The 25,765-nt window shown below is 60.3% G+C and carries 28 protein-coding genes; 1 reads left to right on the top strand and 27 read right to left on the bottom strand.

What is annotated here, in order from left to right; all coding sequences use genetic code 11:
* Positions 1 to 62 precede the first annotated feature (62 nt).
* The 27 genes from D8U82_RS14175 to D8U82_RS14040 all read right to left on the bottom strand — a co-directional run bounded on the left by D8U82_RS14175 (position 63) and on the right by D8U82_RS14040 (position 25,025).
* Positions 63 to 992 carry a PfkB family carbohydrate kinase gene (locus D8U82_RS14175; protein WP_130902388.1) on the bottom strand — a complete coding sequence of 310 codons (930 nt, stop codon included), beginning with the start codon at positions 990 to 992 and terminating at the stop codon, positions 63 to 65.
* Positions 985 to 2,451 (bottom strand): cytosine permease, encoded by a 1,467-nt coding sequence (locus D8U82_RS14170; RefSeq protein WP_130902387.1) that lies wholly within the window; start codon positions 2,449 to 2,451, stop codon positions 985 to 987. The genes D8U82_RS14175 and D8U82_RS14170 overlap by 8 nt, the downstream gene beginning before the upstream one ends.
* 202 nt (positions 2,452 to 2,653) lie before the next feature.
* Positions 2,654 to 3,652 carry an ADP-ribosylglycohydrolase family protein gene (locus tag D8U82_RS14165; RefSeq protein ID WP_130902386.1) on the bottom strand — a complete coding sequence of 333 codons (999 nt, stop codon included), beginning with the start codon at positions 3,650 to 3,652 and terminating at the stop codon, positions 2,654 to 2,656.
* Positions 3,649 to 4,362: a GntR family transcriptional regulator gene (locus D8U82_RS14160; protein WP_016770970.1), complete on the bottom strand. Its 714-nt coding sequence runs from the start codon at positions 4,360 to 4,362 to the stop codon at positions 3,649 to 3,651. The genes D8U82_RS14165 and D8U82_RS14160 overlap by 4 nt, the downstream gene beginning before the upstream one ends.
* A 306-nt stretch (positions 4,363 to 4,668) precedes the next feature.
* Positions 4,669 to 5,637 (bottom strand): L-arabinose ABC transporter permease AraH, encoded by a 969-nt coding sequence (araH, locus tag D8U82_RS14155; RefSeq protein ID WP_130902385.1) that lies wholly within the window; start codon positions 5,635 to 5,637, stop codon positions 4,669 to 4,671.
* Positions 5,638 to 5,649: 12 nt separating this feature from the next.
* Positions 5,650 to 7,197, bottom strand: a complete 1,548-nt coding sequence (gene araG / locus D8U82_RS14150) for an L-arabinose ABC transporter ATP-binding protein AraG (RefSeq protein ID WP_016770972.1) — start codon at positions 7,195 to 7,197, stop codon at positions 5,650 to 5,652.
* A gap of 53 nt (positions 7,198 to 7,250) precedes the next feature.
* A complete protein-coding gene (locus D8U82_RS14145) occupies positions 7,251 to 8,255 on the bottom strand; it encodes a substrate-binding domain-containing protein (RefSeq protein ID WP_130902384.1) in 1,005 nt (334 codons plus the stop codon).
* Positions 8,256 to 8,392: 137 nt separating this feature from the next.
* Entirely contained in the window at positions 8,393 to 9,211 is an 819-nt protein-coding gene (locus tag D8U82_RS14140) for an SDR family oxidoreductase (RefSeq protein ID WP_130902383.1), read from the bottom strand.
* 270 nt (positions 9,212 to 9,481) lie between these two features.
* Positions 9,482 to 10,357 (bottom strand): SMP-30/gluconolactonase/LRE family protein, encoded by an 876-nt coding sequence (locus D8U82_RS14135; protein ID WP_130888456.1) that lies wholly within the window; start codon positions 10,355 to 10,357, stop codon positions 9,482 to 9,484.
* A gap of 133 nt (positions 10,358 to 10,490) precedes the next feature.
* Positions 10,491 to 11,207, bottom strand: coding sequence for a FadR/GntR family transcriptional regulator (locus D8U82_RS14130; protein ID WP_130888455.1), 717 nt, complete (start codon positions 11,205 to 11,207; stop codon positions 10,491 to 10,493).
* Positions 11,208 to 11,400: 193 nt separating this feature from the next.
* Positions 11,401 to 11,961, bottom strand: a complete 561-nt coding sequence (locus tag D8U82_RS14120; protein ID WP_125926401.1) for a DUF1285 domain-containing protein — start codon at positions 11,959 to 11,961, stop codon at positions 11,401 to 11,403.
* Between the two features lie 14 nt (positions 11,962 to 11,975).
* The gene (locus D8U82_RS14115; protein ID WP_130902382.1) at positions 11,976 to 12,581 is read right to left on the bottom strand and encodes a DUF4823 domain-containing protein; all 606 of its coding nucleotides are present in this window, start codon (positions 12,579 to 12,581) and stop codon (positions 11,976 to 11,978) included.
* Positions 12,582 to 12,747: 166 nt separating this feature from the next.
* Positions 12,748 to 13,716, bottom strand: a complete 969-nt coding sequence (locus tag D8U82_RS14110; RefSeq protein ID WP_076563802.1) for a radical SAM protein — start codon at positions 13,714 to 13,716, stop codon at positions 12,748 to 12,750.
* A gap of 138 nt (positions 13,717 to 13,854) precedes the next feature.
* Positions 13,855 to 14,493 carry a TetR/AcrR family transcriptional regulator gene (locus tag D8U82_RS14105; RefSeq protein ID WP_016770981.1) on the bottom strand — a complete coding sequence of 213 codons (639 nt, stop codon included), beginning with the start codon at positions 14,491 to 14,493 and terminating at the stop codon, positions 13,855 to 13,857.
* 351 nt (positions 14,494 to 14,844) lie between these two features.
* Entirely contained in the window at positions 14,845 to 15,636 is a 792-nt protein-coding gene (locus D8U82_RS14100; RefSeq protein ID WP_130888453.1) for a TatD family hydrolase, read from the bottom strand.
* A gap of 15 nt (positions 15,637 to 15,651) precedes the next feature.
* A complete protein-coding gene (locus tag D8U82_RS14095; RefSeq protein ID WP_016770983.1) occupies positions 15,652 to 16,008 on the bottom strand; it encodes a PilZ domain-containing protein in 357 nt (118 codons plus the stop codon).
* 42 nt (positions 16,009 to 16,050) lie between these two features.
* Positions 16,051 to 17,034: a DNA polymerase III subunit delta' gene (locus D8U82_RS14090; RefSeq protein WP_130888452.1), complete on the bottom strand. Its 984-nt coding sequence runs from the start codon at positions 17,032 to 17,034 to the stop codon at positions 16,051 to 16,053.
* A complete protein-coding gene (gene tmk / locus D8U82_RS14085; protein WP_016770985.1) occupies positions 17,027 to 17,659 on the bottom strand; it encodes a dTMP kinase in 633 nt (210 codons plus the stop codon). The genes D8U82_RS14090 and tmk overlap by 8 nt, the downstream gene beginning before the upstream one ends.
* A gap of 19 nt (positions 17,660 to 17,678) precedes the next feature.
* Positions 17,679 to 18,860 carry an endolytic transglycosylase MltG gene (mltG, locus tag D8U82_RS14080; RefSeq protein ID WP_130902381.1) on the bottom strand — a complete coding sequence of 394 codons (1,182 nt, stop codon included), beginning with the start codon at positions 18,858 to 18,860 and terminating at the stop codon, positions 17,679 to 17,681.
* Positions 18,861 to 18,863: 3 nt separating this feature from the next.
* Positions 18,864 to 19,679 carry an aminodeoxychorismate lyase gene (gene pabC / locus D8U82_RS14075; protein WP_130902380.1) on the bottom strand — a complete coding sequence of 272 codons (816 nt, stop codon included), beginning with the start codon at positions 19,677 to 19,679 and terminating at the stop codon, positions 18,864 to 18,866.
* Positions 19,679 to 20,923: a beta-ketoacyl-ACP synthase II gene (fabF, locus tag D8U82_RS14070; protein ID WP_038860467.1), complete on the bottom strand. Its 1,245-nt coding sequence runs from the start codon at positions 20,921 to 20,923 to the stop codon at positions 19,679 to 19,681. Before fabF ends, pabC begins: the two co-directional genes overlap by 1 nt.
* A gap of 108 nt (positions 20,924 to 21,031) precedes the next feature.
* On the bottom strand, positions 21,032 to 21,268 hold the full coding sequence (gene acpP, locus D8U82_RS14065) for an acyl carrier protein (protein ID WP_003175607.1): 237 nt from the start codon (positions 21,266 to 21,268) through the stop codon (positions 21,032 to 21,034).
* A 196-nt stretch (positions 21,269 to 21,464) separates the two neighbouring features.
* Positions 21,465 to 22,208, bottom strand: coding sequence for a 3-oxoacyl-ACP reductase FabG (fabG, locus tag D8U82_RS14060; RefSeq protein WP_016770989.1), 744 nt, complete (start codon positions 22,206 to 22,208; stop codon positions 21,465 to 21,467).
* 16 nt (positions 22,209 to 22,224) lie between these two features.
* Entirely contained in the window at positions 22,225 to 23,163 is a 939-nt protein-coding gene (gene fabD / locus D8U82_RS14055) for an ACP S-malonyltransferase (RefSeq protein ID WP_125926405.1), read from the bottom strand.
* 123 nt (positions 23,164 to 23,286) lie between these two features.
* Entirely contained in the window at positions 23,287 to 24,297 is a 1,011-nt protein-coding gene (gene plsX / locus D8U82_RS14050) for a phosphate acyltransferase PlsX (protein ID WP_083387041.1), read from the bottom strand.
* A gap of 4 nt (positions 24,298 to 24,301) precedes the next feature.
* Positions 24,302 to 24,484 (bottom strand): 50S ribosomal protein L32, encoded by a 183-nt coding sequence (gene rpmF, locus D8U82_RS14045; RefSeq protein ID WP_003179396.1) that lies wholly within the window; start codon positions 24,482 to 24,484, stop codon positions 24,302 to 24,304.
* Between the two features lie 13 nt (positions 24,485 to 24,497).
* Positions 24,498 to 25,025 carry a YceD family protein gene (locus D8U82_RS14040; protein ID WP_130902379.1) on the bottom strand — a complete coding sequence of 176 codons (528 nt, stop codon included), beginning with the start codon at positions 25,023 to 25,025 and terminating at the stop codon, positions 24,498 to 24,500.
* 105 nt (positions 25,026 to 25,130) lie between these two features.
* On the opposite strand from D8U82_RS14040, the gene D8U82_RS14035 reads away from it, so the two are divergent.
* Positions 25,131 to 25,709: a nucleoside triphosphate pyrophosphatase gene (locus tag D8U82_RS14035; protein ID WP_016770991.1), complete on the top strand. Its 579-nt coding sequence runs from the start codon at positions 25,131 to 25,133 to the stop codon at positions 25,707 to 25,709.
* The last annotated feature ends 56 nt before the right edge of the window (positions 25,710 to 25,765 follow it).

The raw sequence follows: 25,765 nt of genomic DNA, 5'->3' as shown, positions 1-25,765 counted from the left end.
GTTCGTCCCACCACCCCTTCAAGTCTAACCATACAAGCGAGCTTGCTCGCGAAGGCCTCATGTCAGTCACGGCAGGACTCGCGGATAAACGCATCCACCTCACCCGCCCCCGGCGATGTCGCCGGCCCCCAGCGAGTCACCGCCAACGCGGCTGCCGCATTGGCCTGCCGTGCCGCTTCCAGTGCATCCAGCCCCTGCGCCAATCCGGCAATAAATACCCCGGCATGTGCATCGCCGGCGCCATTGCTGTCCACTGCTTTGACAGCAAACCCCGGCACCTGTCGACGCTCGCCACGCTGCTGAATCCAGCAACCCTGCGGCCCGTCGCGCACCACCATCAGCACACTTTCCGGCAGCAGTTCCGCGAGGCGATCCATCGCGATACCAATCTCATCAGCTCCGGTAAACCGCAGCGCCTCGACACTGTTGCTGGTCCACACATCAATGCGCGGCAGCAACGTCTGCATCATCGGCGCGTCAGGTGACTCCACCAACGGCCCCGGGTCGAACACCACATTGACCGACGCCGGCAGCGCCAGCGTCCAGTCGAGCAACGCCTGCGCCTTGCCCTCGTGCAGCAGACTGTAACCGCTGAGATAAACGTAATCGTCGGGCTCGGCAGCCACACTGTTCAGGTCCTCCTCGGTCACCTCGCCTTCAGCGCCGATGTAGGAAATGAAACTGCGTTCAGCCGAGGCATCGGTCAGCGCCACGCACAGACCGGTATCGCGCTCGGCCGGTTCGCGGATGCCGATGCAGATACCTTCCGCCTGCATCGCTTGGCGCGCCAGGTCACCGAAACGCCCCGTGCCATGGCGACCGAGGTAAACCACCGGCAGGCCGTTGCGCACCGCAGCGGCCATCACGTTGAAGCCGCCGCCGGCTTCGAACCCTGCCGACTGCGCCAGCACGTCGCCGCCAATCTGCGGCAGTTTATCCACGGCCATGACCAGGTCGATGATGACCTGGCCGGTGTGCAACATCTTAGGCATGAGCATTCTCGGGTTGCGCGGCGCTGCGATCTTTCGCGCCGCCAAGGACCAGGTAAATGCCACCGGCGACGACGAAGGTCACGATCCAGCCGAGGCCGTTGTGGCCCAGCCAGGAGTCGGACAGAAAGCCCTTGAACCAGACGTTCTCCGCCGTGGTGCCGATGGTGGTGAAACTGAAACCAAGGACGATGGCGATCGCCCAGGCGCCAAACGCGCGCCACTCGATGCCGCCGCGATACCAATAGGCGCTGCTCGGGCTGACGTCGAGCAGGTCTTTGGGGCTGTAGTAGTGACGGTGAATCAGGTCGACCACGAAGATCCCGACCCAGGCAGTGATCGGCACTGCCAGCAGGGAAATGAAGGTGATGAACGGGCCGTAGAAACTGTCGGCGATCAGCATGAAGTAGATCGAGCCGGCGAAGATCGCGACGATATCCACCACTACCGCGTAGACGCGTTTGACCCTCAGGCCCAGGGTCAGCGTGGTCAGGCCGGCGGAATACACCGACAGGTTGTTCGACAGCAGCAGGCCACCGAACGCGGTGATCAGGTACGGCACGGCCATCCACGTCGGCAGCATGTCGCGGATCGCCACGATCGGATCAGTCGCCGACGCCAGATCATTGTTGCCCACCGACAACAAGCCGCCGAGAGTGATCAGCAGCACCAGCGGAATGCCCGCGCCGAACGCCGCCGACGCCACCAGGCGCACAGCCTTGACGCTGCGATGCTGATAGCGCGACATGTCAGCGCCAGCGTTGGCCCAGCCGATGCCCGTACCGGCGGCCATGGTGCCGATGCCGATGATCATTGCGCTCAGCGGTGCTGGCGTGGCGTTGAATACCGCGCTCCAGTCGATCGTCGCGCAGAGAAAACCACCGACGAGAATGTTCAGCGCGCCGAACACGTACGTCGCCCACTTCTGGATCACCAGCAGGGTCGCGTGGCCGAGGCCGGACACCGACAAGGTCAGCAGGACGAAGATGGCGATAAAGATCAGCGTCAGTATCGGCGCACTTTTCGCCTCGACCGGCGAGCCGAACAGGATCGAACACAGCGACAGCAGCACGAACGCGGCGGTGGTGGTGTTGACGGTTTCCCAACCCAGACGAGACATCAGCGAAACCAGCGTCGGGCCGATGTTGCCGCGTACGCCGAAGATTGCCCGCGACAGCGTCAGGCTCGGCGCGCGGCCACGACGCCCGGCAATCGAAATGATCCCGACCACGGCAAACGAACCGGCGGCACCAAGAATCGCGACGATGATCGCCTGCCAGATCGCCAGCCCGCGAAACGCCACCAGCGTGGCGCCCAGCGGCAGGCCGAGGATGGAAATATTCGCCGCAAACCAGACCCAGAACAGTTGCAGCGGATGACCGTTGCACTCCGCTTCCGGCACCGGCTCGATGCCCCGGGTTTCCAATTGCCCGACGCTTTGCCCGGCGGTTGATGAACTCATGAAGATGCTCCTGTTTGCCTTTTTTGTGGTTGTGGCAATGATGCAAAACGACAAGACAACCGGCCTTCCGAGGCCTGTCTGTGCGATCCATTGCTGTGTGAATTCATTAGAAATGCGCGGCCCCTTTCGCGAGCAGGCTCGCTCCCACAAGCAAATGCATTCCAATTGTGGGAGCGAGCCTGCTCGCGAAGAGGCCAGCCAGTCAACGCAAGGCCAACAACCCCTGCACTAACGGTTCCAGCTCAAGTTGATTAACTACTTTCACCGTTTCGATCATCGGCTGCGGCCAGCACTCAAGCCCCAGGCAAGCCCCGAGCATGGCGCCGAGAATCGCCGCGATGGTATCCGTGTCGCCGCCCAGGCTGGCCGCCATGCACAGCGCTTCGAATGCCGTCATCTCGCCGATGGCCACTTGCTGGGCCAGTGCGAATGAAACCACCACCGACTCCTGCGACGCCACCGATGTACCGATCACGTCATAGAGCAGATCGGCAAGCAATGCTTTGTCGCTGTCGACACTGATACTGCGCGCCCAACTGATGCGCGAGGCCATGCGCCCGCCAGCCACCCAATGCCCGTGCGCTTCGGCTTGCTGCGCGATCTGCTGGCCGAGGTTCAGCGCCTCGCCGAGATCGACGTCATTGATGCCAGCGGAGACCACCGCCGCCACCGCCGCCGCACTGGAAATCCCCAGCGTGGTGTTATGCGTCACTTGGCAAGCCTGCACGACCGCCGAAATGAAGCGCTGCGGATCGGCCACGTTCGCGGCAATGCCCACCGGGGTGATGCGCATCGCCGCGCCGTTGGTGGTGCCATAACGCCCGGCTTCTTCCGGGGAATGCCCGGCGAGGATCATCTCAATGGCGCGTTTGGTCGAGGGGCCGAGCAAGTCCTGCGAGCCTTTGGCCTGCATCTCGGCTTCCCATTCGATCAAGCGCTGGGCGAGAACCGCCGGCTCGATACGGCCGTGACCTTCGACCAATAACTCGCCGACCAGGATCGCCTGTTCAGTGTCGTCCGTGATGGAGCCTTTGGGCATGTTCGCGGCGATCGGTTGCAGTGGGCCGGCGTCTTGCAGATCAGTGATCTGGCCGAAGCGCGCCTTGATCGTTTCACGATCGAGCGATTGCGTCGGCATGCCCAGCGCGTCACCCAGGGCCAGACCATAGAAAGCGCCAAGCGCACGATTGAGCGCGGTCATTTCGATTCTCCGAATTGCAGGTGCAGACGAAAGTGCACCGGGTCGAGCAGGCTTTCGACCTGTTCCATGAAACGGTTCTGCCGGTCGTAGGTGGTGCGCAGGGCTTTGAGAAACACAGTGCCGACCGGACGGCCGAGCAGCTCGGCGTCTTCGGCATTCAGCGGCTCGGCGCCGATCCACTGATCGCCGCGCTCGCCGATGTAGCCGTAGGCGGCCAGGGTGATGGTCAGGGAATTGTCGATCAGGCCGACGCGGGGCAGGCTTTCCAGGCCGCCGTTGGCCGGCATCAAGGATCGTTCCAGAGACACCAGCGTACCGTCGGTGGCGCGCCGGCGACGGTCGAGCGTGATGAATTGATCGGTGCCGAAACGCACCAGCAGATCCGGGCGAGTCACGGCTTCGAGGCGCAACACTTCGGTATTGATCAGCGCCCCGCTGTCGGCCAACGCCTGCGCCCAGCCGCTGCGCTGATCCAGCGCGACACCGTCGAAAGTGACGATGGAACCGACACCGCTCTGCGTGGCGATGTAATTACGCCGCTTCAGTTCGGCCAGCGCCTCACGCAAGGTGCCACGGCTGACCTGGAATTCTTGAGCCAACTGATGTTCGCCGGGCAACAGAAAACCGTCCTCCATGAGGCCGCTCTCGATGCGTCGGACGAGCTCGTCGACCACCCGTTGTTTCTTGTCGAATCGTACCTGTCTAATCATGTACAAATTGATAACCGAAACGGGACGTGGCGGGCAACAAAAATTTGAGGGAGGTGACCGGTGGAGAGAGCAAAATCAAGAGCCCCTCACCCTAGCCCTCTCCCGGAGGGAGAGGGAACTAATTGGGGAGTGCTCAGGAAATGCGCCGACCTGAAAGTGTTGCGCCGAATCCGAAATCGACCTGTTGCCGAGTAATTGTCGAATCCGTAGTCAACTCGGTATTTCAGGTCGATGTAGAACGCAAGACACCTCGGTCGGCCCCCTCTCCCTTTGGGAGAGGGCTGGGGTGAGGGGTAGCTTTTGACGTTACCGTTGTTTCAAGCGGTCAATGACCACGGCCAGCAACAGAATCGAACCACGAATCACATACTGATAAAACGTATCGATGTTCTTCAGGTTCATCGCATTCTCGATGATCGCCAGAATCAGCACCCCGGCAATCACATGGCGAATCATGCCGATGCCGCCACTCAGCGAAACCCCGCCCAGTACGCAAGCCGAGATCACCGTCAGTTCAAAACCCTGACCAATCATCGGCTGCCCGGAAGTCATCCGCGAGGCCAGAATCACACCCGCCAGCGCACCGATCAAACCATGCACGGCGAAGATGATGATCTTGGTCCGGTCGACGTTGACGCCCGCCAGCAACGCCGCTTCCTGGTTGCCACCGATGGCCATGGTGTTGCGCCCGTAGGTGGTGTAGTTCAGCAGCCAGCCGAAAAACAGGAAGCAGACAATGGTGATCAGGATCGGCACCGGCACACCGAACAGCTGGCCGTTACCGAAGACGAAGAACGATTCCTGCGACACACCGATCGCTTTGCCGTTGGCAAAGATGTAGGCCAGACCGCGCACGATCTGCATGGTCGCCAGCGTCGTGATCAAGGCATTGACGCGCAACTTGGCAATCACGATGCCGTTGATCAGACCAACGATCAGGCCCATCACCAGTGCTGCGCTGACCCCGAGAAACACGCTGTTGGTGTCACGCATCACCACCGCCGCGACGACGCCGGCACAGGCGATCACTGAGCCGACCGAGAGGTCGAAGTGCCCGGACGCCAGGCAATAAAGCATGGTGCACGCGGCGATGCCAGTGGTGGAAATCGCCAGGCCCAGGCCACGCATGTTCAGCGGCGAGAGGAAGTTGTCGATCAGCAATGTGCAGGCGACAAAAATGCCGATCGCCGCCAGCAGCATGACCCAGTCATCGAGGAAGCGCCGCAGGTCCAGCGGTTTGCGCTCGGTCGGCAGAGTTTCGTTTTGCGTAGTCATCATAGTTACCTCTCAGTTCGCCACGCCGTCAGCGCGGTGGCGTGGCAAAGCCAGTTGCAGCAGGTTGGATTCATTGGCCTGGTCGCGGCTGACTTCGCCGCGCAGGGCGCCTTCGCACAGCACCAGAATGCGGTCGGAAATGCCCATCACTTCCATCAGATCGCTGGACACCACGATCACCGAAATACCGTCGGCGGCGAGGTTATGAATGATCTGGTAGATCTCGGCCTTGGCGCCGATGTCGATGCCACGGGTCGGTTCGTCGAGCAGCAGGACTTTCATCGGCATCGACAGCCAGCGACCGAGAATGGCCTTTTGCTGATTGCCGCCGGAAAGGAACTTGATCTGCTGGCCGGCGTGCGGGGTTTTCACTTTCAGGGCCTTGATCTGTTTGTCGGCGTTGCCCTTTTCCCACAGGCCGCGGATCAGGCAGCCGAGCCCGGAATGCGCGCCCCGGGCACTGATGTTGATGTTCTCGGCGACGCTGGCCAGGGGGATGATGCCTTCTTTCTTGCGATCTTCCGGGCAGAGCAGAATGCCGGCGGCAATCGCGTCACGGGGCGAGCGCAGCTTCAGCTCATGACCGCGCAATTCGAGACGGCCGGCGGTGTTGCGCTCCAGTCCGCTGAGCAGGCGAAACAGCTCGGTGCGCCCTGCCCCGACCAGTCCGAACAGGCCAAGGATTTCGCCTTTGTGCGCTTCGAAACTGATCGGCTCGCGCAGGCCCGGGCCGAGCAGGCCGTCGACTTTCAACGCCACGGCACCACGCGGGCGATGGCGGTAATCGTAGATGTCCTGAATGTCGCGGCCGACCATGCAGGTCACCAGTTGATCGTGGGTCAACTGGCTCATGTCCTCGAAGGTACGCACGTAGCGGCCGTCCTTGAACACGGTGACGGCGTCGCAAATGCGGAAGACTTCTTCCATGCGATGGGACACGTAGAGCACCACTTTGCCTTCGTCGCGCAGGCGACCGATGATCGCCATCAAGCGGTCGATCTCGCGTGCCGAAAGACTACTGGTCGGTTCGTCGAAAGCGATAACGTGGGCGCCGCGCGACAGCGCTTTGGCGATTTCCACCAACTGCCGCTGCCCCAGCGACAAGCGTCCGACCTTGGTTTGCGGATCGATTTCGTCGGCCAGGCCTTTCAGGCAATTCAAGGCTTTCTGGCGCAGCTCACTGCGATTGATCAGGCCGAAACTCGCCGGCAGATGCCCGAGAAACAGGTTCTCGGCCACGGTCATTTCCGGGACCAGATGCAGTTCCTGGTGAATCACCGCGACGCCGCTGCCGATGCTGTCAGCGGTTGACTTGAACGCCATCGCCTGCTCGCCGATCTGCAGCTCGCCGCTGCTCGGAATGTAGGCGCCACCGAGGATTTTCAGCAGGGTCGATTTGCCCGCGCCGTTCTCGCCCATCAAGGCATGAACCTGGCCGGGGTGGGCGACGAAGCTGATGCCGTCGAGCGCTTTCACGCCGGGAAAGGTCTTGCCGATCCCGTTGAAGCGCAGGCTGCCGCTGGCGCCATGTTGTTCTTGTGTCTGTACTTGCGCGTGCATAAAGCCACCTCTTCACACCGAAAAACGGCCCGGCTGCCCGGGCCGTCGCTGCCTCAGTTCCACAAGCCGATTTTTTCCAGCTCTTGCTTGAAGTTTTCGCGGGTGATCAGGGTGACGTCATCCATGGCGGTGTACTTCGGCGGCTCTTTGCCGGCGGTGATCCACTCGTACATCATCTCGGCGGTCTTGTAGCCTTCGATGTGCGGGCTTGGCAGCATCGAACCGAAGAAGCCGCTGTTAGGCTTTTTCAATTCGCCGATGGCGTCGGTGCCGTTGATGCCGATGCCGATCACGTTGCTCGCGGCAAACCCGGCCGCTTCGGTGGCGCGCACGCCGCCGAGCACGGTGTTGTCGTTCATGCCGCCGATGATCAGGTTCTTCGCCGCGCTCGGCAGTTTCACCAGCGCCGAGTTGGTGGCGTCCATGCTGCCGGGTACGTCGAGGGTTTTCAGCGCGGCGAAGAGGATGTGGTCCTCAGGCATGCCGGCCTTCTTCAGGGCTTCGACCGAACCGTCGGTGCGCTTCTTGCCAGTGTCGAGTTCGTTGTAGGTGTTGACCACCGCGTAGGTGTCTTTCCAGTCCCAGTTACGCTTCTTCGCTTCGGCGGCCATGGCGGCGCCCTGCTTCTGGCCGACTTCAAACGCGGCCATGCCCAGGTACGGCACGTCTTCCATGAACTTGCCGTTGGCATCGACAAAACGGTCGTCGACGGCAATCACTTTCAAGTCGTTGATCTTGGCTTTGGCCATGATGGCCGGGCCGAGGGACACGTCCGGCGGGCAGATCACGAAGCCCTTGGCGCCGTTGGCGGCCAGACTATCGATGGCCGAAAGGGTCTTCTCGCCATCCGGTACGGCAATCTTGATCAGTTCAAAGCCTTTGTCCTTGGCGGCTTTTTCGGCAAAAGCCCATTCGGTCTGGAACCACGGTTCTTCGGCCTGCTTGACCAGAAAACCGATCTTCACCGCGTCGGCGGCGAGCAGCGCACTGCTCAGGCTGAACGCAGTGACCGCCAGGGCAGTGCTGCACAGGGTACGAATCCCGAAACGACGTTTCATCAGATGACTCCTTGTTATTTTTTTTGAGCAAGGTTTGAAAAGCGTTGAAGCGTGTTCTCAGTGAAGCTGGTTGAAAATAGTCATATCGTATGATGATTGGATTGCAAGCGTAGTTCAGCGCTGGAGATCCGTTTTATTCAGTCGTGGTACATCACCGAGCGGCCACCATCGATGGTGATGCACGAAGCGTTGATAAACGGTGCCTCATCGCTGGCCAGAAACACCGCCGTCATTGCCACTTCGATCGGCTGGCCGATGCGCTTGGGCGGATGCAGGTCTAAGGCGCGCTGCCTCTCGGCATGCGGATCGGCAAAGCCATTCCAGTAGTCGACGTTCAGTTGCGTTTCTATGTAGCCCGGCGCGATGGCGTTGACGCGAATGCCCTTGGCCGCGTATTCGATGCCGAGTGCGCGGGTCAGGCCGAGCAAGCCGTGCTTGGCCACCGGGTACGGAAAGCAGCCGGGAATGATGTGGCTGGAATGAGTCGAGGCGATGTTGATGATGCTGCCCACGCCCTGCTCGATCATCTGCGGCAGCACGGCTTTGCAACCATACCAGGCGCCGTCCAGATCGATGGCGAAGCAGCGGCGCCAGTCTTCTTCGGTCATCTGCAAAGGATCGCGGAACACATTGACCCCGGCGCAGTTGACCAACACATCGATGCGGCCATGCAATTCCACAGCACGTCGGGCCAGGGCATGCAGATCCTGCTGATTCGATACGTCGACCTTGAGCGCCTGCACGTCATGGCCCTGATCGCGCCAATGGGCGGCGACCTGCTCGACCTTGTCGGCCTGGATATCGCTGATGAGTAATCTGGCTTGCTGCGAGGCGAACGCGGCAACGATAGCTTCGCCGATGCCCTGAGCGGCCCCGGTCAACAGCACGACCTTGTTTTTCAGGCGCTCGCCTTTCGGCGGCGCCGGCACTGCCGGCAATGTCAGCGCTTCAGCCATGGCTCAGGCCTCCTGCACGCTGGCGCAAAAAAACCGGGCATTGGTCGATGTCCGGTTTTGACGGCTGGGGAAAACAAACAGGCAAGCGTCGCCGACGGCATTAAGCCGTGACGAAAGGCGGATCCCGCTTGCGCGGGCGAGAAGAATTCGCTGCATCACTTCACCTGTTTTGTTCTTTTTAAGTGTGAGTGCGTGTTACTGCTGGAGCCGACTATAAACCCGACCGCCAAATAATCTCAATATATAATTTTGCATCCCATATTTTGGGATCTAACCAGCAAAACGCGTACAGAGTTTTCCTGCAACATCAACGCGCATGCTCAGCACCGCACCGTCCAAAGGATGATTCAGCGGGCTCTTGGCACTGGTGATGAACAGGGTTTTCAAGTCTTCGCCACCGAACACGCAACTGGTCGGGCGACTGATCGGCAGATCGATTTTGCGATCCACCTGCCCGTCCGGCGTCAGGCGCAACAGGCAACTGCCGTCCCAGCGTGCATTCCACACGTAGCCTTCGGCGTCCATCGCAGAGCCATCGGGACCACCGTGTTGATCGGACGAGTAAAACACCTGCGGCGCATCAAGACTGCCGTCGGTGCGGATGAAATATCGATTGAGCGTGCTGTCGAGGCTGTCACCAAACAGCAGCGTGGTGCCGTCGTCACTCCACAGCAGGGTGTTGGGGATGCCCAGACCGAGTATCAGCGGTGTGACGCGCTGATCGGGGTCAATGCGGAACAGGCCACCGGAACGGCGTACGAGCGGCAGATCCTCGCCGTGCTCGCCAATGTTGTTCTGCATGGTGCCCAACCACAACCGGCCCAAGGCATCGCAACGGGCTTCGTTGGGGCGGTTGCCCGGTTGCGGGTCGGCGACGCAGAACAGCGTCAAGCGTGGCTCGAGGCCGGGCGAATCGAGATCCAGTCGATAGACACCGCTGCTCAGCGTGACCAGCGCATCGCCGCTGGCGCAGGGAATGAAGGCGGAGATGTGCTCCGGCATCTGCCAGATCTGCACGTTCTGACCGATCAGGCGCAACGCTTGTTTACCGGCGATATCGACCCAGTACAACGCCTGGGTCGGCGCATCCCAGAACGGGCCTTCGCCGAGTTGCGCGCGGTGTTGGGTCAGGGCGGTGAACGGCATATCAAGTCCTTCTGAGTTGTTGTTTTACTGTGAGAGCGAGCTTGCTCGCGAAGGCGGAGTGTCAGTCAATGATGATTTATCTGACCTGACGCATTCGCGAGCAAGCTCGCTCCCACAGGATGTCTCGACATTTTCAGCTAGCTTTTTTACTGGCCATGACTTTCGGGTAAAAGCGTTTTATCGCCAGATCGGCGTTGTCGATCAAGGTCATGCATGCCCACACGCCACGGGTCGAATCGCGCGCGGCGATGGCGTCGGCCATGTCTTTATGGATCGGCAAGGTGCGGCGCAGTTCATCGGGGTCGGCGGCGGAGACTTCGAACGACACCGCCAGCAACGCGCCGAGGGCCGGGACCATTTGTTCGATGAACTGATTATGGCTGGCGGCCAGGATGCATTCGTGGAAGGCCTGGTCGGCACGGTTGTAATCGATGCCACTGTCGACCGCACGTTCCAGTGCGTTGAAGGCCAGTTGCACCGCTTCGATCTGCTCCGGCGTCGCCCGCTCACAGGCCCAGCGCACCGCCATCGGCTCGATGGTGCGACGCAAATCCAGCAGGTCATCGACGAAGTTTTCCGGCAAGCCGTTGCGCGATAGCCAACCGACCACTTGCGGATCAAACAGATTCCAGCGCCGGACCGGCAACACCCGCGTGCCGACTTTCGGCCCGACTTCGAGCATACCTTTGGCGACGAGGGTTTTGATGGCTTCGCGAATCACCGTGCGGCTGACACCAAGCTGTTCGCCCAGATCCGCCTCGACCTTGATGGTCTGCCCCGGCTTGACCTGACCGGCAGCAATCCAACTGCCCAGCCAGTCAACGGTCGACGCATGAAAGCTGCTGGACATGTACACCTCACGGCGAATCGCGATGGGTGCCTACGCTAATCATCATACGAATAACAGTCAATCGGATTTTTTTCAGCTTGCACAAACCATTGTGGGAGCGAGCCTGCTCGCGAAAGCGTCGTGTCAGTCAACATTGCTACCGACTGATACAGCGCATTCGCGAGCAGGCTCGCTCCCACATTTTGATGTTGTGTCAGGGTTCCAGGCCGATGCGAAAGAATTCGCCGCCGCTCCACACGCCCAACCAGCGCTGGCCATCGATCTCGCGGCTCACCGCCAGTTCCACCAACTGGTAAAACACATTGCGGTGAATCAGCGCTTCAAGGTTGCTGCGCACATGCACATAAGGCGCAGGCTCCTGGGTCTCAGGATTGATCTCGACGCGGATCGGATGTTCAGCCCCCGCCTCGATGGTTTCCTCGACATTGGTGGTAAAGCGCAAAACCTGCGCCTCGCCCTCGCCTTGCACTTCCACGGCAACCGCCACGAACGGCGCGTCATCGACCTTGATCCCGACCTTCTCGACCGGGGTGATCAGGAAGTAATCATCGCCGTCGCGGCGGATGATGGTGGAGAACAGTTTGACCATTGGCTTGCGCCCGATCGGCGTGCCAAGGTAGTACCAGGTGCCGTCGCGGGCGATGCGCATGTCGATTTCGCCGCAGAAATCCGGGTTCCACAAATGCACCGGTGGCAGGCCTTTGGTCTTGGGGATCTGCCCCAGCAGGTCATTGGCTGTTTGCGGGTCACTCATGGCGTACTCCTTGATTACTGGTCGCCGATCCCCAGCAGGCTGCGTGCGTATTGCGCCAGCGGCGGACCGATGAGGTCTTCGGGTTTGGAGTCATGGAACGTCAGTAAACCGCCACGACTCTTGATCCGTGCAGTATCAATCAAATACTGGGTGCTGGTCTCGATCAACATGATCTGAATCACGCCGCCGTCGATACCGAGGCGATCCACGGCTTCCTGGTCCAGCCACTCGTCAGAGTTGCCGATGCGGTCGTCAGCCTTGGCGAAACGTGTGTACAGCAGATAATGCGCGCCGGCATCACGGGCTTCGCCCATGGCTTGATCGAGGCCTTCCGGCGCACGGGCGCGGCGGACCATCGGGAAATATTCGACAAAGCCCTTGAAGGCTTCTTCGGCGACCACGTTCGGCCGTGGATAGGAACCACCTGGCGGTGCGAACGCGCCCTGGGCGATGAAGATGAACGAGTCCGGCTGAATGCGGATATTGTTCACCCGGCGGCTGTCGCTATGGTCCAGAAGCCCCGCATCGCTCATGTGATACCGAGTGCCTTCGGCCATATCGCTGACATTCATGCAGCCACTAAGCGCCAAAACGGCCAGCAGCAAAACCAGGCTACGCATCCTATTCCTCCAGAAGCCGGTGTCGGAAAACCGGCGAATGGCCGTTGGATGCAGCTTTTGCGCCAGCTCGGCAAATTCAGTGATAGAGGCATTCGCGAGCAGGCTCGCTCCCACAGGGAAATGCATTTTCAAAGGTGGGAGCGAGCCTGCTCGCGAAAGCGATTATTCAGCCACCAATAATCTTCATGACAGTAGCGCCGCCAGAGAACGCCACCTCCTGCTTGTCACCCAACGCCTTGACCAGCAAACGTTGCAGCGCCGGCAACGCCTGATGACGCGGCTTGTCGAGCAGATCGCCGACATAGTGGCGGTTGCTCGACGACAGGCAGCCATGCAGCCAACCGGTCGACGACAGGCGCAAGCGCGAACAAGTGCGGCAGAACGGCACGCTTTCGTTGGCGATCACCCCGAAATTGCCGCGACCGGGAATCGCATAGCGCACAGCCGTGGCGTCCACCGGTGCGTCGGTCTGGGCGTATTCATAGCGCTCGCCAATCAGGCCGAGCAACTGCTCAAGGCTGACGAACTGCTGCAGGAAGGCATTGGAATCCTTGGCCAGGTGGCCCATGCGCATCAGCTCGATGAAGCGCAGTTCGAAGCCGCGCTCCAGACAGTAATCAAGCAACGGCATGACCTGATCGAGGTTCTGCCCGCGCAACGGCACCATGTTGACCTTGATCTTCATCCCGGCGGCGGCAGCCTGATCCATGCCATCGAGCACGCTGGCCAGATCGCCGCCACGGGCGATGCTGCGAAAAGCCGCGGCATCGAGAGTATCGAGGGAAACGTTGATTCGACGCAGACCGGCATCGACCAGCAGCGGCAGTTTTTTCGCGAGGAGTTGACCATTGGTGGTCAGGCTGATGTCGTCGAGGCCCATCTGGCCGACAGCAGTCATGAACGATTCGAGTTTGGGGCTGACCAGTGGCTCGCCGCCAGTGATGCGCAGGCGCTCGATGCCGGCCGCTTCGATCAGGTATTCGACGCCGCGCGCCATGGCTTCGGCCGACAGTTCATCCTGCGCAGCGACCAACCGCTTGCCGTTGGGCACGCAGTAAGTACAGGCGTAATTGCAGGCAGAGGTCAGGCTGATGCGCAGATTGCGAAAACGCCTGCCTTGACGGTCAACGATCATGAAACACTCCGGCGAAAGAAAATCGAGCGAGCAAAACTTGACTGAGAAATCAGGTTTTAGCAAGCCCTATGCCTGAGTATATTCCTGTGCTATTGCGCCATGTTGCGAAAACACGGCGCAATCAGCCCGCTGAATGACTTATGTGCTCGGCGTTTCCGGGTCGCGCTTGCGCTTGTTGCCCATGCGCACGCCGATGTCCATCAGGAACTGGAAGAAGCCTTCCTGATCTTCCAGCACATTGCTCCAGAATGGCGAGTGATACAGCGCCACCGCGCCGTGCACCAGCGCCCAGGATGCGCAGTAGTGGAAGTACGGTGGCACATCTTCGAGCTTGCCTTCGCTGATGCGACCCTTGATCAGCAGGGTCAGGCGTTCGAAGTTCGAGGCACGGATCTTGTGCAGCTCCTCGACCATCTCCGGCACCTGATTACCCTTGACCACTTTCTCTTCGAGACGGTCGAACAGGCGATAGCGCTGCGGGTCGCGCATGCGGAATTCGAAGTAGGCGCGCGACAGCGCTTCCTTGTCCTTGTCGACATCCGCCGAATGCAGCAGCTCGTTCAGATCGCGCTCGTAGTCGAGCATCAGGCGCAAGTAGATCTCCGCCTTGGATTTGAAGTGCTTGTAGATCGTGCCTTTGCCGATACCCACGGCATCAGCAATCATCTCGACGGTGACACTGTCTTCACCCTGGTCGAGGAACAGCTTGAGCGCGGTATCGAGAATTTCCTGCTCGCGGCGACGAAATTCACGGACCTTACGAGGTTCTTTATGCATAAGAAAAAGGTCTGAAGGGTCAAAATTCGAAGCCGCGTATTATGCCTAACTTGCGCAAAAAAGCACGGTTCATCGACCAAATCTGTGTTTCTTGTTCATTTCGAGAACGATTCGGGGGCAATGAGAACTCAACTGAAGCAAACGTATTCCAAATTTGTTTAAAAACCCCGACCGGCTCACTGGACTGCACGCCAGACTGATCAATACTTGAACTGTCGGGCGACATCTCCCCCAAGTGTCGCGCCGGTAAAGGTACCAACGGACCGCGTGCCTTTGTTTTACTCCTAATGGTCTTAACCCGGATTCACCCCCCAGAACCCGGGTTTTTTTTGCCTGCGATTTGGCCAGCCGTCACAGGGCAGATTTAACAATCGCCAGCGGGAACAGACGCTTGAAGTTCTCTGTGGTCTGCTCGGCAAAGCGCTCGTAGTTCTCACCACGCAACATCGCCAGAAACTCCGCCACTTCGCGCACGTACTGCGGGAGGTTCGGCTTGCCGCGATACGGGATCGGCGCCAGGTACGGCGAGTCTGTTTCCACCAGCAGGCGATCGGCCGGCACTTTGCTCGCCACATCACGCAAGGCGTCGGCATTGCGGAACGTGACGATGCCCGACAGGGAAATGTAGTAGCCCATGTCCAGTGCCGCTTTGGCCATGTCCCAGTCTTCGGTGAAGCAATGCAACACACCGGCCTGAGGCAACGCCGCTTCGCGCAGCAGTTCGAGGGTGTCGGCACGGGCGCCACGGGTGTGGATGATCACCGGTTTGCCGGTCTGCTGCGCCGCTTGCAGGTGCAGGCGAAACGACTCCTGCTGCAACTCGGCAGCTTCCGGCTCGTAGTGATAGTCGAGACCGGTTTCGCCGATCGCCACCACTTTCGGGTGATCAAGTTCGTGCAGCAGCCAGTCCAGCGCAGGTGCCGCGCCCGGCTGCACATCCAGCGGATGCACGCCGACCGAGCAATCGACGTCGTCATAACGCTCGGCGAGGGCTTTGACGTCGGCGGCGTTGTCGGCGCTGACGCCGATGCACAGAAAATGTCCGACCCCACGCTCGCGGGCCGCAGCGAGTGCGGCATCCAGCGAGCCGTCATGGGCGGCGAGGTCGAGACGATCAAGGTGACAATGGGAATCTACGAGCATAAAAAGGACTGCAACTTACATCGTATGAGTGGGACGGTCGGATTTCAGCGCTCCGGCCAGATGAGTTTCGATGCGACTGCGCGCAGTGTCGTCGCCGTCATTGAACTGCACGCCGACACCGGCGGCGCGATTGCCTTGTGCGCCTTTGGGGGTGATCCAGGCGACTTTGCCGGCGACGGGGATTTTTTCCGCTTCGTCCATCAGGTGCAACAGCATGAACACCTCGTCGCCCAACCGGTAGCTTTTGTTGGTCGGGATGAACAGGCCACCATTCTTGATGAACGGCATGTAGGCGGCGTATAGCACCGACTTGTCCTTGATGGTCAGGGACAAGATGCCGTTACGCGGCCCCGGGCTGACAGGTTCAATCATGTTCACCTCCACTGCTGATCTTCAGAGTCTAGGTACACATTCTTATCTTTGACCAGGCAATCCCACCCATTGCACCAACAATGCTTCCAGCAACAGGGCCGGATTGAGGTTGGCCTTGCTCAACACTTTCTGCCGTTGGGCGAGAATCCAGTCCTGAATATCCAGCACTTTGCCCTGCGCGCTCTTTTGGGCCAGGTACTGCACGACCTTGCGCATATCGGCCAGGCCGAGGCCGCCTTCGTCCTGAGTCAGTTGATAGCGCAGGATCAGGCTCGACCAGTCGCAGAACCAGTCGAACAGACGCAACATCGGAATGCTTTTCCACTCTTCCGCCAGTTGCGTCGGCGATTGCTGGCCCTTGAGCAACTTCTTCACGCCTTCGACCACTTGTGCACGTTGTTCACGCACACCCTGGGCTTGCAGGCTGACCGCCATCAGCGGCGAGCCGGCGGCCAGCGTCAGCAGTTCGACGCGTTCGTCTTCCGCGCAATCCGGCAGCGCCTGGGCCAGCCATTGCAGGCTCATCGCCTCGCCAGGCAGCGGGCAGGCCTGCTGCACGCAACGGCTCTTGATGGTTGGCAATAAACGGCTTGGCTGGTGGCTGACCAATAGCAGCACGGTATCGCCGGACGGTTCTTCAAGGCTTTTGAGCAAGGCGTTGGCAGCGTTGATGTTCATCGACTCGACCGGCTCGATCAACACCACTTTGCGCCCGCCGAGCTGCGCAGTCTGCACGACGAAACTGACCAGATCACGAACCTGATCGACCTTGATCGCCTTGTCCGCCTCTTCCGGTTCCAGGATGTAATTGTCCGGATGACTGCCGGCCTTGAGCAGCAAGCAGGATTTGCACTCGCCGCACGCCTCAGGCGTAGGACGCTGACACAGCAGGCTGGCCATCAGGCGTTCGGCCAGAGCACGTTTGCCGATACCTGCGGGACCGTGCAGCAGGTACGCGTGGGCATGCTGACTGCGTCCGGCCAGTTGCTGCCAGAGGCTGTCCTGCCATGGATAGGCCTCAGCCACGAGCCAGCTCCAGCAGATTCGGCAGCAAGGTGTCCAGCGATTGCTGGACCTTGGCCAGTGGCTGACCGGCATCGATGCGCACGTAACGCGATGGGTCGGCTTCGGCGCGCTTCAGGAACGCATTGCGCACGTTCTCGAAAAATGCCCGGCCTTCGAGTTCGAAACGGTCCAGGCGACCACGGGCACTGGCGCGGGCCAGACCGATCTCTACGGGCAGATCGAAAATAAGTGTCAGATCGGGCCGCAAGTCGCCCTGCACGAAAGTTTCCAGGGTGGCGATGCGTTCCAGCGACAAACCACGACCGCCGCCCTGATAGGCGTATGTCGAGTCGGTGAAACGATCACACAGCACCACAGCGCCACGGGCCAGCGCAGGGCGAATCACCTCGGCCAGGTGCTGGGCGCGCGCGGCGAACACCAGCAACAGCTCGGCGTCCGGATGCATCACTTCGTCGGCCGGGGTCAGCAGAACGTCACGAATCCGCTCGGCCAGCGGCGTACCGCCAGGCTCACGGGTGAGCAGCACTTCGATACCGGCGGCGCGCAGGCGCTCGGCGAGGTATTCGCGATTGGTGCTCTTGCCCGCGCCTTCCGGGCCTTCCAGGGTAATAAACAAGCCAGTCACAGGCAGTCCTTCATCAAAGTCATTGCGCGTTCTGTGGTGCAGCGGCGTCCGGTTCTTGGGCTGGCGCCGGATCTTGCGGCGGCGCTTTCGATGGCACTTCGGGCAGCACCTCGGGCGCGGTGTTCGGCGAGGCCGCCGGAATGGCCTCATCGGTGGCCGGCGCGGTTACTGGTGCCGGGCTGGAACGGTAATCGGCACGGCGCTTGAGCTGGTATTCGCGCACTGCGTTGTTGTGCGCATCCAGATCATCGGAGAACACATGGCTGCCATCGCCACGGGCGACGAAATACAGGCTGCTGCCCTCCACCGGGTTGAGCGCAGCATGAATCGCTTCGCGCCCGACCATCGCAATCGGCGTCGGCGGCAAGCCTGGAATCACGTAGGTGTTGTAAGGCGTCGGCTCTTTCAAATGTGCGCGGGTCAGTTTGCCGGTGTAGCGATCACCGAGGCCATAAATCACCGTCGGATCGGTCTGCAACTGCATGCCCAGCGCCATGCGCCGTACAAAGACGCCGGCAATCTGCCCGCGCTCCTGCGGAACGCCGGTCTCTTTCTCGACCAGCGAGGCCATGATCAGCGCTTGATAAGGTTCGCTGTAAGGCACGTCGGCAGAACGCTGCGCCCACTCTTTGGCGAGCACCTCATCGAGACGATCAAAGGCTTTTTTCAACAGCTCGGCATCGGACATGCCGCGCACGAAGCGATAGGTATCCGGGAAAAACCGGCCTTCCGGGAACAAGCCTTTGTGGCCGATCTTCGCCATGACGTCGCTGTCGCTCAGGCCGGTGAGGGTCTGCTCGAGCTTGTCGTCCTTGGCCAGGGCGGCGCGCACTTGATGGAAAGTCCAGCCTTCGACCAGGGTCAGGCTGTACTGAACCACGTCGCCGCGCTTCCACGAATCGATCAGACCGTTGACGGTCATGCCCGGCTGCATGCGGTACTCGCCGTTGTGAATCGGCGTGCCGGCAAGATTGAAGCGCCAGTAGACGCGCAGCCAGAACGCGTCCTTGATGACGCCATCGGTTTCGAGTTCAAGGAAGGTACGGGTCGGTGTAGAGCCTTTCGGCACATCCAGCAGTTGTTCCTGCGGGATGTTCAGGGGCTGTTCCAGCGCCGAATGAATTTTCCAGGCGCTGGCGCCCAACAGCAGCCCTGCCAGAACCAGTCCGGTTTCCAGCAGCAGCAAAAGTTTACGTCTCACGAATCAAGCATCCAGTAGCGCGCGGGCAATGGTTTGCAGTTTACGGGTGAGCGGGCCAACCGGCCAGCTCAGTGCAGCACAGGCGCGTACCGGCCAGACGCCATAAACGCTGTTGCAGACAAACACTTCATCAACCCATTGCAGCTGTTCGAGGCTGATATCGGCGATTTGCGTGGAGATAGCCAGTGACTCGGCCTGAAACAAAATTTCCGCGCGCATCACCCCAGCGACGCCGCAGCGCTTCAAGTCGGGCGTGATCAAGCCACCGTCGCGCACCAGGAAAATATTGCTGTACACACCTTCGACGACGCGCCCGGCCTGATCAAGCATCAAGCCTTCGGCATGCTCGCTGTCCTGCCACTCGGCGCGGGCGAGTACCTGTTCCAGTCGATTCAGATGTTTGAGCCCGGCCAACAACGGCTGCGTAGATAAACGCGTGTTGCAGGGAAACAGGCGGATGCCGTGCTCGGCATGGGCAGCAGGATAAGCCGCCGGCGGATTGCCTTGCAGAATGCGTCGGCCCTGCGCCGCAGGATCGGGCGCATAACCGCGCAAGCCGTCGCCACGCGTGAGGATGAGCTTGAGCACGCCCTCGCCCATCGCAGCGGCATAGCTGAGCAGCTCATGGCGAACCAGCTCGAGATCGGTCGCAATGGCCAGACGCGCGCAGCCATCGGCCAGGCGCGTCAGGTGTCGATCCAGCAGGACCGGCTGTCCACTGCGCACGGCAATGGTCTCGAACAGACCATCGCCGTAAGCCAGGCCGCGATCTTTCAGCGACAGCGCGTCAGCCGGTTGACCGTCGACCCAGCTGTCCATCAGCCGGCGAACCGACGGAACGCCAGCGTGCCGTTGGTGCCGCCAAAACCGAAGGAGTTGGACAGCACGACATCGATGTCCATGTTACGCGCGGTGTGCGCAACGAAATCGAGATCGCAGCCTTCGTCCGGTTCATCAAGGTTGATGGTCGGCGGTGCCACCTGGCTGTTGATCGCCAGCACGCTGAAAATCGCTTCGACCGCGCCCGCCGCACCCAACAGGTGGCCAGTCATCGACTTGGTCGAGCTGACGGCCAGTTTGTAGGCGTGATCGCCGAACACCGACTTGATCGCGTTGGCTTCGGCAAGGTCGCCGGCTGGGGTCGAGGTGCCGTGGGCGTTGATGTACTGCACTTGGTCGACGTTGATTTTCGCATCGCGCAGGGCATTGGTGATGCAGCGCGCGGCACCGGCGCCATCGGCGGGTGGCGAGGTCATGTGGAACGCATCGCCACTGGTGCCGAAACCGATCAGCTCGGCGTAGATCGTCGCGCCACGGGCCTTGGCGTGTTCGAGCTCTTCGAGAACCAGAGCGCCAGCACCGTCGGACAGGACGAAACCGTCACGGCCCTTGTCCCATGGACGGCTGGCGCGGGTCGGCTCGTCGTTGCGGGTCGACAGCGCACGGGACGCGCCGAAGCCGCCCATGCCCAGACCGCAAGCGGCCATTTCCGCGCCGCCGGCAATCATCACGTCGGCTTCGTCGTACATGATGTTGCGCGCCGCCATGCCGATGCAGTGCGTACCGGTGGTGCACGCGGTGGCGATGGCGTAGTTGGGTCCCTGTGCGCCCAGATGGATCGACAGGAAACCGGAAATCATATTGATGATCGAGCCAGGCACAAAGAACGGCGAGATCCGTCGCGGACCGGTCTCGTGCAGGGTGCGGCTGGTTTCTTCGATGTTGGTCAGACCGCCAATCCCCGAACCCATGGCCACGCCAATGCGTTCACGGTTGGCATCGGTGACTTCCAGACCGGCGTTGCGCACGGCTTGAAAGCCTGCGGCGAGGCCGTACTGAATGAACAGGTCGAGCTTGCGCGCTTCCTTGACCGACAGGTATTCCTCGACATTGAAGCCTTTGACCGAACCACCGAAGCGGGTCGAATAGGCAGAAAGGTCGGTGTGTTCGATCAGACCAATGCCACTGCGGCCAGCCAGAATGCCCTGCCAACTGCTCGGCACATCCGTGCCCAGTGGCGACAACATACCCATACCGGTGACTACGACGCGTCTACGCGACACAGCACTCTCCTTTTTCAAATGACGACTTTGCATCAGGCCTAAAGAAAAAACCGCACGCCATGATGGCAGTGCGGTTTTTCCATGACAGCAAGCAACGATTACAAACTGTTACGCCTGGTGGCTGGTAACGTAGTCGATTGCAGCTTGTACAGTAGTGATCTTTTCAGCTTCTTCGTCAGGGATTTCGGTCTCGAATTCCTCTTCCAGAGCCATCACCAGCTCAACGGTGTCAAGGGAGTCGGCACCCAGGTCTTCTACGAAGGAAGCGGTGTTGACCACTTCTTCTTCTTTAACACCCAGTTGCTCGGCAACGATTTTCTTGACGCGCTCTTCGATGGTGCTCATACCTTGTTTTCACTCCTAATGGACAAATTCAGGCAGCTGGCCAGTGGGTAAGTGTATAGAAAGCCTTTTCAGTTTTTCAACTGAAAGCTTCACTCCTCAAACCCTGCGGCCCTCTGCCTATAAATAGATTGCAGCTTTATAACGGATTTTAGACAGCTCGTATGACATTTTTTTGAAGCAATCCGTCACATTTTACTTACATGTACATCCCACCGTTCACCGGGATTGTAGCCCCGGTAACGTATGCCGCACCGTCGGATGCAAGAAAAGCGACCACGGACGCGATCTCTTGAGCTTGCCCCAGACGACCCAGCGGAATCTGCGTCTGCAAGGCTTCACGCTGTGCTTCAGGCAGCTCGCGGGTCATATCGGTGTCGATGAACCCAGGGGTTACCGAGTTGACCGTAATCGAACGCGAACCGACTTCACGCGCCATCGCCCGGCTGAAACCTTCCAGACCGGCTTTGGCGGCTGCATAGTTTACTTGGCCGGCGTTGCCCATGGCACCCACCACCGAGCCAATACTGATAATTCGACCCCAGCGCGCCTTGGTCATGCCACGCAAAACGCCCTTGGACAGGCGATACAGACTGTTCAGGTTGGTATCGATCACGTCGTACCACTCGTCGTCTTTCATGCGCATCATCAGGTTATCGCGGGTGATGCCGGCATTATTGACCAGAATCGCCACCGGCGCACCGAACTGCTCCTGAATGCCTGCCAGCACGGCGCTGACCGATTCGTCGCTGGTGACATTGAGTTCGAAACCGGCGCCCTGGATACCGTTTTCCTTCAGGGTTGCGGCAATGCGCTCGGCGCCCGACGCGGAGGTCGCGGTGCCAACAACGATGGCGCCCTGACGACCCAGTTCCAGCGCGATGGCCTGGCCGATACCGCGGCTTGCACCGGTAACCAGTGCAACTTTACCTTGCAGACTCATGCAAGTTTCTCCTGATTCAGGCCTGCGCTGCGCGAGCGGCAGCGAAGGCATCTGGGGTATTGAGATTGGAAGTCGAAACGCCTTCGGCGCAACGTTTGTTCAGGCCAGCGAGGACTTTGCCCGGGCCGCATTCGACCAGATTGGTCGCGCCCTTGGCGGCCAAAGTCTGCACCGATTCAACCCAGCGCACTGGCTTGTAGAGCTGTTCGAGCAGATCGCGCTTGAGGGTTTCCAGATCGGCCGGCACTTGTGCGCTGACATTCTGTACCAGCGGGATCTGCGGCGCCTGCCAGTCGATGGCGGCGATGGATTCAGCGAAACGCTCGGCAGCCGGACGCATCAGCTCGCAGTGCGACGGCACGCTCACCGGCAACGGCATGGCGCGCTTGGCACCACGGGCCTTGCAACCCTCGATGGCGCGCTCGACAGCCGCCTTGGCACCGGCGATCACCACTTGGCCCGGCGAGTTGAAGTTCACCGCGCTGACGACTTCGCCTTGCGCCGCTTCGGCGCAGGCAGCCAGCACGTCGGCATCTTCCAGGCCGAGGATCGCGGCCATGCCGCCCTGCCCGGCCGGCACCGCTTCCTGCATCAACTGACCACGGCGCTCAACGAGCTTGACCGCGTCAGCCAGGGTCAGGCTGCCGGCGGCAACCAGCGCACTGTATTCACCCAGGCTGTGGCCGGCGACGAACGCCGGACGCGCGCCGCCTTCGGCCAGCCACAGACGCCACAGGGCGATCGAAGCGGTCAGAATGGCCGGTTGGGTTTTGTCGGTTTGATTGAGCAGCTCTTCCGGGCCCTGCTGAGTCAGTGCCCACAGGTCGTAGCCCAGCGCAGCAGAGGCTTCTTGAAAGGTTTCGAGGATCAGCGGATGTTGCGCGCCCAGCTCGGCCAGCATGCCGAGGGACTGCGAACCCTGTCCTGGAAAGACGAATGCGAGGGAAGCAGACATGTAACAAGCCCCTAATGATCTTGTCGTCGGAAAATAACGCCCCGTTCGGGACGCCAGAAACTGACAGTTTGGATGGCCCTTTGAACCGGGCGGTCACATTTAAGCATTGTCCGACGAAAACGCCTAAGACAACAGTTCCTCCAGACGACCGTGGAGACGCTCGGGCAGGTTCTCCTGAATCTCGATCAGCGCCCGCTGAATGGCACTCTGAAAGCCCTGCACCCCGGCCGATCCGTGGCTTTTCACAACGATGCCCTGCAAGCCGAGAAAGCTTGCGCCATTATGTCGCGCCGGGGCCAGATCAGCTTGCAGACGCTTCATCAACGGCAGCGCGAGAGCGCCCACAGCACGCGAGGCTAAGTTTTTCTTGAACAACGCCTCGATGCGCGCCGCAATCATCGTCGCCAGACCTTCGCTGGACTTGAGCAGGATGTTGCCGACGAAGCCGTCACACACCACCACGTCGGCCTCACCGCGATACAAGCCGTCGCCTTCGATAAAACCGATGTAGTTGATCCCGCGCGCGGCCTGCAACAACGTTGCGGCCAGTTTGACCTGCTGATTGCCCTTGATGTCCTCGGTGCCGATGTTCAGCAGTGCCACACGCGGACGGGCGATACCCAGAGTCTGCGCAGCGACCGAGCCCATCACCGCGAACTGCAACAGGTGCTCGGCACTGCAATCGACGTTGGCGCCCAGATCGAGCAGCTGGCAATAACCGGTCTGCGTCGGAATCGCCGCGACCATGGCCGGCCGATCGATGCCCGGCAATGTCTTCAGCACGAATCGCGACAAGGCCATCAACGCACCGGTATTGCCGGCACTGACACAGGCCTGCACCTTGCCATCGCGCAGCAGTTCAAGGGCTACACGCATCGACGAATCCGGCTTGCCACGCAGGGCCTGAGCGGGTTTTTCGTCCATGGTGATGACTTCGCTGGCCGCAACAATCGTCAGGCGCGCGCGATCGGCAGCCGACTGGCCGTGGATCAGTTCTTCAAGAAGGGAGGGTTGACCGACGAGGGTCAGGTGCAGCGAGGGTGTAGCAGACAGGCAAGCGAGACTGGCCTGAACAATGCTGCGGGGACCGAAGTCCCCGCCCATTGCGTCAATCGCGATGACTTGAGCAGACAAGTGATTACTCGTCAGCGCCCTTGTCGATCACTTTACGGCCACGGTATACGCCTTCTGGCGATACGTGGTGACGCAGGTGAACTTCACCAGTGGTTTTTTCTACAGACAGGGTGCTAGCCTCGAGAGCGTCGTGCGAACGGCGCATGTCACGGGCAGAGCGGGATTTTTTGTTCTGCTGAACAGCCATAATTGATTAACTCCTAAACGTTTGGGTCACGCTTTAACTGCGCCAATACACTGAACGGGTTGGACCGCGTTACCTCGTCCTCGCTCGGTTCGGGCTCATCTGCTCCCGCCGGCTGCTGGCATTCTTCCGGATGATGAGCAGGCACAATGGGCAAGGCGAGCAAAAGCTCCTCCTCGATCAGTGACTGCAGATCCAATGGATCTTCGCCCAGTTCCAGCACGTCATAACCTTTCGGCAACGACTGGGTATTCGCACCCTCCTTCACCACCGCGTAATTGCATTCGCTGTGGATCGGCAGGGTGACCAGCTCAAGACAACGCTGGCAAACCATTTTGACTTCGGTGTCGATAAAGCTGTGGATGACCACAGACTTACGTTCATCTCGTTCAAAAACGAATTTGGCCTGCACCGTACCGACATCGTCGGAAAGCGGGTCGCAGAGTCTCTTCAAATCGGCCAGCAGCAGTTCACCTTGAAGGGTGGTGCCACGGTCAGCCAATTTGCGCGGGTCAACGTGAGGTGGAATCGGGTCATTCAACATAGGCGCAGCATTATAGGGATGCACCCACCCATGTCAAAGGAAATTGTGCCCTGTCCGTCACTTGCGCGCCTCCGCTAGAATCCGCACCTGCCTCAGGAGACGTCCATGCTGCCTTTATTACTCGCTTCAAGCTCGACTTATCGCCGCGAATTGCTCGCCCGCCTGCACTTGCCGTTCGTCTGCAGCTCGCCGGACATCGACGAAAGCCATCGCCCGGGCGAGTCCGCAATCGACCTGGTCAAACGCCTCGCCGAAGAAAAGGCCCGCGCCCTGGCGGACAGCCACCCTGCTCATCTGATCATTGGCTCGGATCAGGTCGCCGTCCTCGGCGAACAGATCATCGGCAAGCCGCACACCTTCGAGAAGGCTCGCGAGCAATTGATGGCGGCGAGCGGCGCGAGCGTGACATTCCTGACCGGCCTGGCACTGCTCAACAGCCACACCGGGCAATGCCAGGTCGACTGCGTGCCGTTTACCGTGCACATGCGTCAGCTGGATCAGGCGCGCATCGAACGCTACCTGCGCATCGAGCAACCGTACGACTGCGCCGGCAGCTTCAAGGCCGAAGGACTGGGCGTGAGCCTGTTTCAATCGACCGAAGGCCCGGATGCCACCAGCCTGATCGGCCTGCCGCTGATTCGCCTGATCGACATGTTGTTGGTCGAAGGCGTGCAAATCCCTTAAAAGCAAAAGATCGCAGCCTTCGGCAGCTCCTTGTATCTCGACTAACGCTCCGTCAG

It is taken from the genome of Pseudomonas sp. Sample_23, from assembly GCF_004307595.1.
Taxonomy (GTDB): Bacteria; Pseudomonadota; Gammaproteobacteria; order Pseudomonadales; family Pseudomonadaceae; genus Aquipseudomonas; species Aquipseudomonas atacamensis.
The sequence above is the reverse complement of the archived record's forward strand: the minus strand, read 5'-3'. Positions and strand labels throughout refer to the sequence as shown.

Coding starts and splice junctions, on each gene's coding strand:
- D8U82_RS14175 (WP_130902388.1), bottom strand. CDS start 992: ATGCCTAAGATGTTGCACACCGGCCAGGTCATCATCGACCTGGTCATG.
- D8U82_RS14170 (WP_130902387.1), bottom strand. CDS start 2,451: ATGAGTTCATCAACCGCCGGGCAAAGCGTCGGGCAATTGGAAACCCGG.
- D8U82_RS14165 (WP_130902386.1), bottom strand. CDS start 3,652: ATGACCGCGCTCAATCGTGCGCTTGGCGCTTTCTATGGTCTGGCCCTG.
- D8U82_RS14160 (WP_016770970.1), bottom strand. CDS start 4,362: ATGATTAGACAGGTACGATTCGACAAGAAACAACGGGTGGTCGACGAG.
- araH (WP_130902385.1), bottom strand. CDS start 5,637: ATGACTACGCAAAACGAAACTCTGCCGACCGAGCGCAAACCGCTGGAC.
- araG (WP_016770972.1), bottom strand. CDS start 7,197: ATGCACGCGCAAGTACAGACACAAGAACAACATGGCGCCAGCGGCAGC.
- D8U82_RS14145 (WP_130902384.1), bottom strand. CDS start 8,255: ATGAAACGTCGTTTCGGGATTCGTACCCTGTGCAGCACTGCCCTGGCG.
- D8U82_RS14140 (WP_130902383.1), bottom strand. CDS start 9,211: ATGGCTGAAGCGCTGACATTGCCGGCAGTGCCGGCGCCGCCGAAAGGC.
- D8U82_RS14135 (WP_130888456.1), bottom strand. CDS start 10,357: ATGCCGTTCACCGCCCTGACCCAACACCGCGCGCAACTCGGCGAAGGC.
- D8U82_RS14130 (WP_130888455.1), bottom strand. CDS start 11,207: ATGTCCAGCAGCTTTCATGCGTCGACCGTTGACTGGCTGGGCAGTTGG.
- D8U82_RS14120 (WP_125926401.1), bottom strand. CDS start 11,961: ATGAGTGACCCGCAAACAGCCAATGACCTGCTGGGGCAGATCCCCAAG.
- D8U82_RS14115 (WP_130902382.1), bottom strand. CDS start 12,581: ATGCGTAGCCTGGTTTTGCTGCTGGCCGTTTTGGCGCTTAGTGGCTGC.
- D8U82_RS14110 (WP_076563802.1), bottom strand. CDS start 13,716: ATGATCGTTGACCGTCAAGGCAGGCGTTTTCGCAATCTGCGCATCAGC.
- D8U82_RS14105 (WP_016770981.1), bottom strand. CDS start 14,493: ATGCATAAAGAACCTCGTAAGGTCCGTGAATTTCGTCGCCGCGAGCAG.
- D8U82_RS14100 (WP_130888453.1), bottom strand. CDS start 15,636: ATGCTCGTAGATTCCCATTGTCACCTTGATCGTCTCGACCTCGCCGCC.
- D8U82_RS14095 (WP_016770983.1), bottom strand. CDS start 16,008: ATGATTGAACCTGTCAGCCCGGGGCCGCGTAACGGCATCTTGTCCCTG.
- pabC (WP_130902380.1), bottom strand. CDS start 19,679: ATGGACAGCTGGGTCGACGGTCAACCGGCTGACGCGCTGTCGCTGAAA.
- acpP (WP_003175607.1), bottom strand. CDS start 21,268: ATGAGCACCATCGAAGAGCGCGTCAAGAAAATCGTTGCCGAGCAACTG.
- fabG (WP_016770989.1), bottom strand. CDS start 22,208: ATGAGTCTGCAAGGTAAAGTTGCACTGGTTACCGGTGCAAGCCGCGGT.
- fabD (WP_125926405.1), bottom strand. CDS start 23,163: ATGTCTGCTTCCCTCGCATTCGTCTTTCCAGGACAGGGTTCGCAGTCC.
- rpmF (WP_003179396.1), bottom strand. CDS start 24,484: ATGGCTGTTCAGCAGAACAAAAAATCCCGCTCTGCCCGTGACATGCGC.
- D8U82_RS14040 (WP_130902379.1), bottom strand. CDS start 25,025: ATGTTGAATGACCCGATTCCACCTCACGTTGACCCGCGCAAATTGGCT.
- D8U82_RS14035 (WP_016770991.1), top strand. CDS start 25,131: ATGCTGCCTTTATTACTCGCTTCAAGCTCGACTTATCGCCGCGAATTG.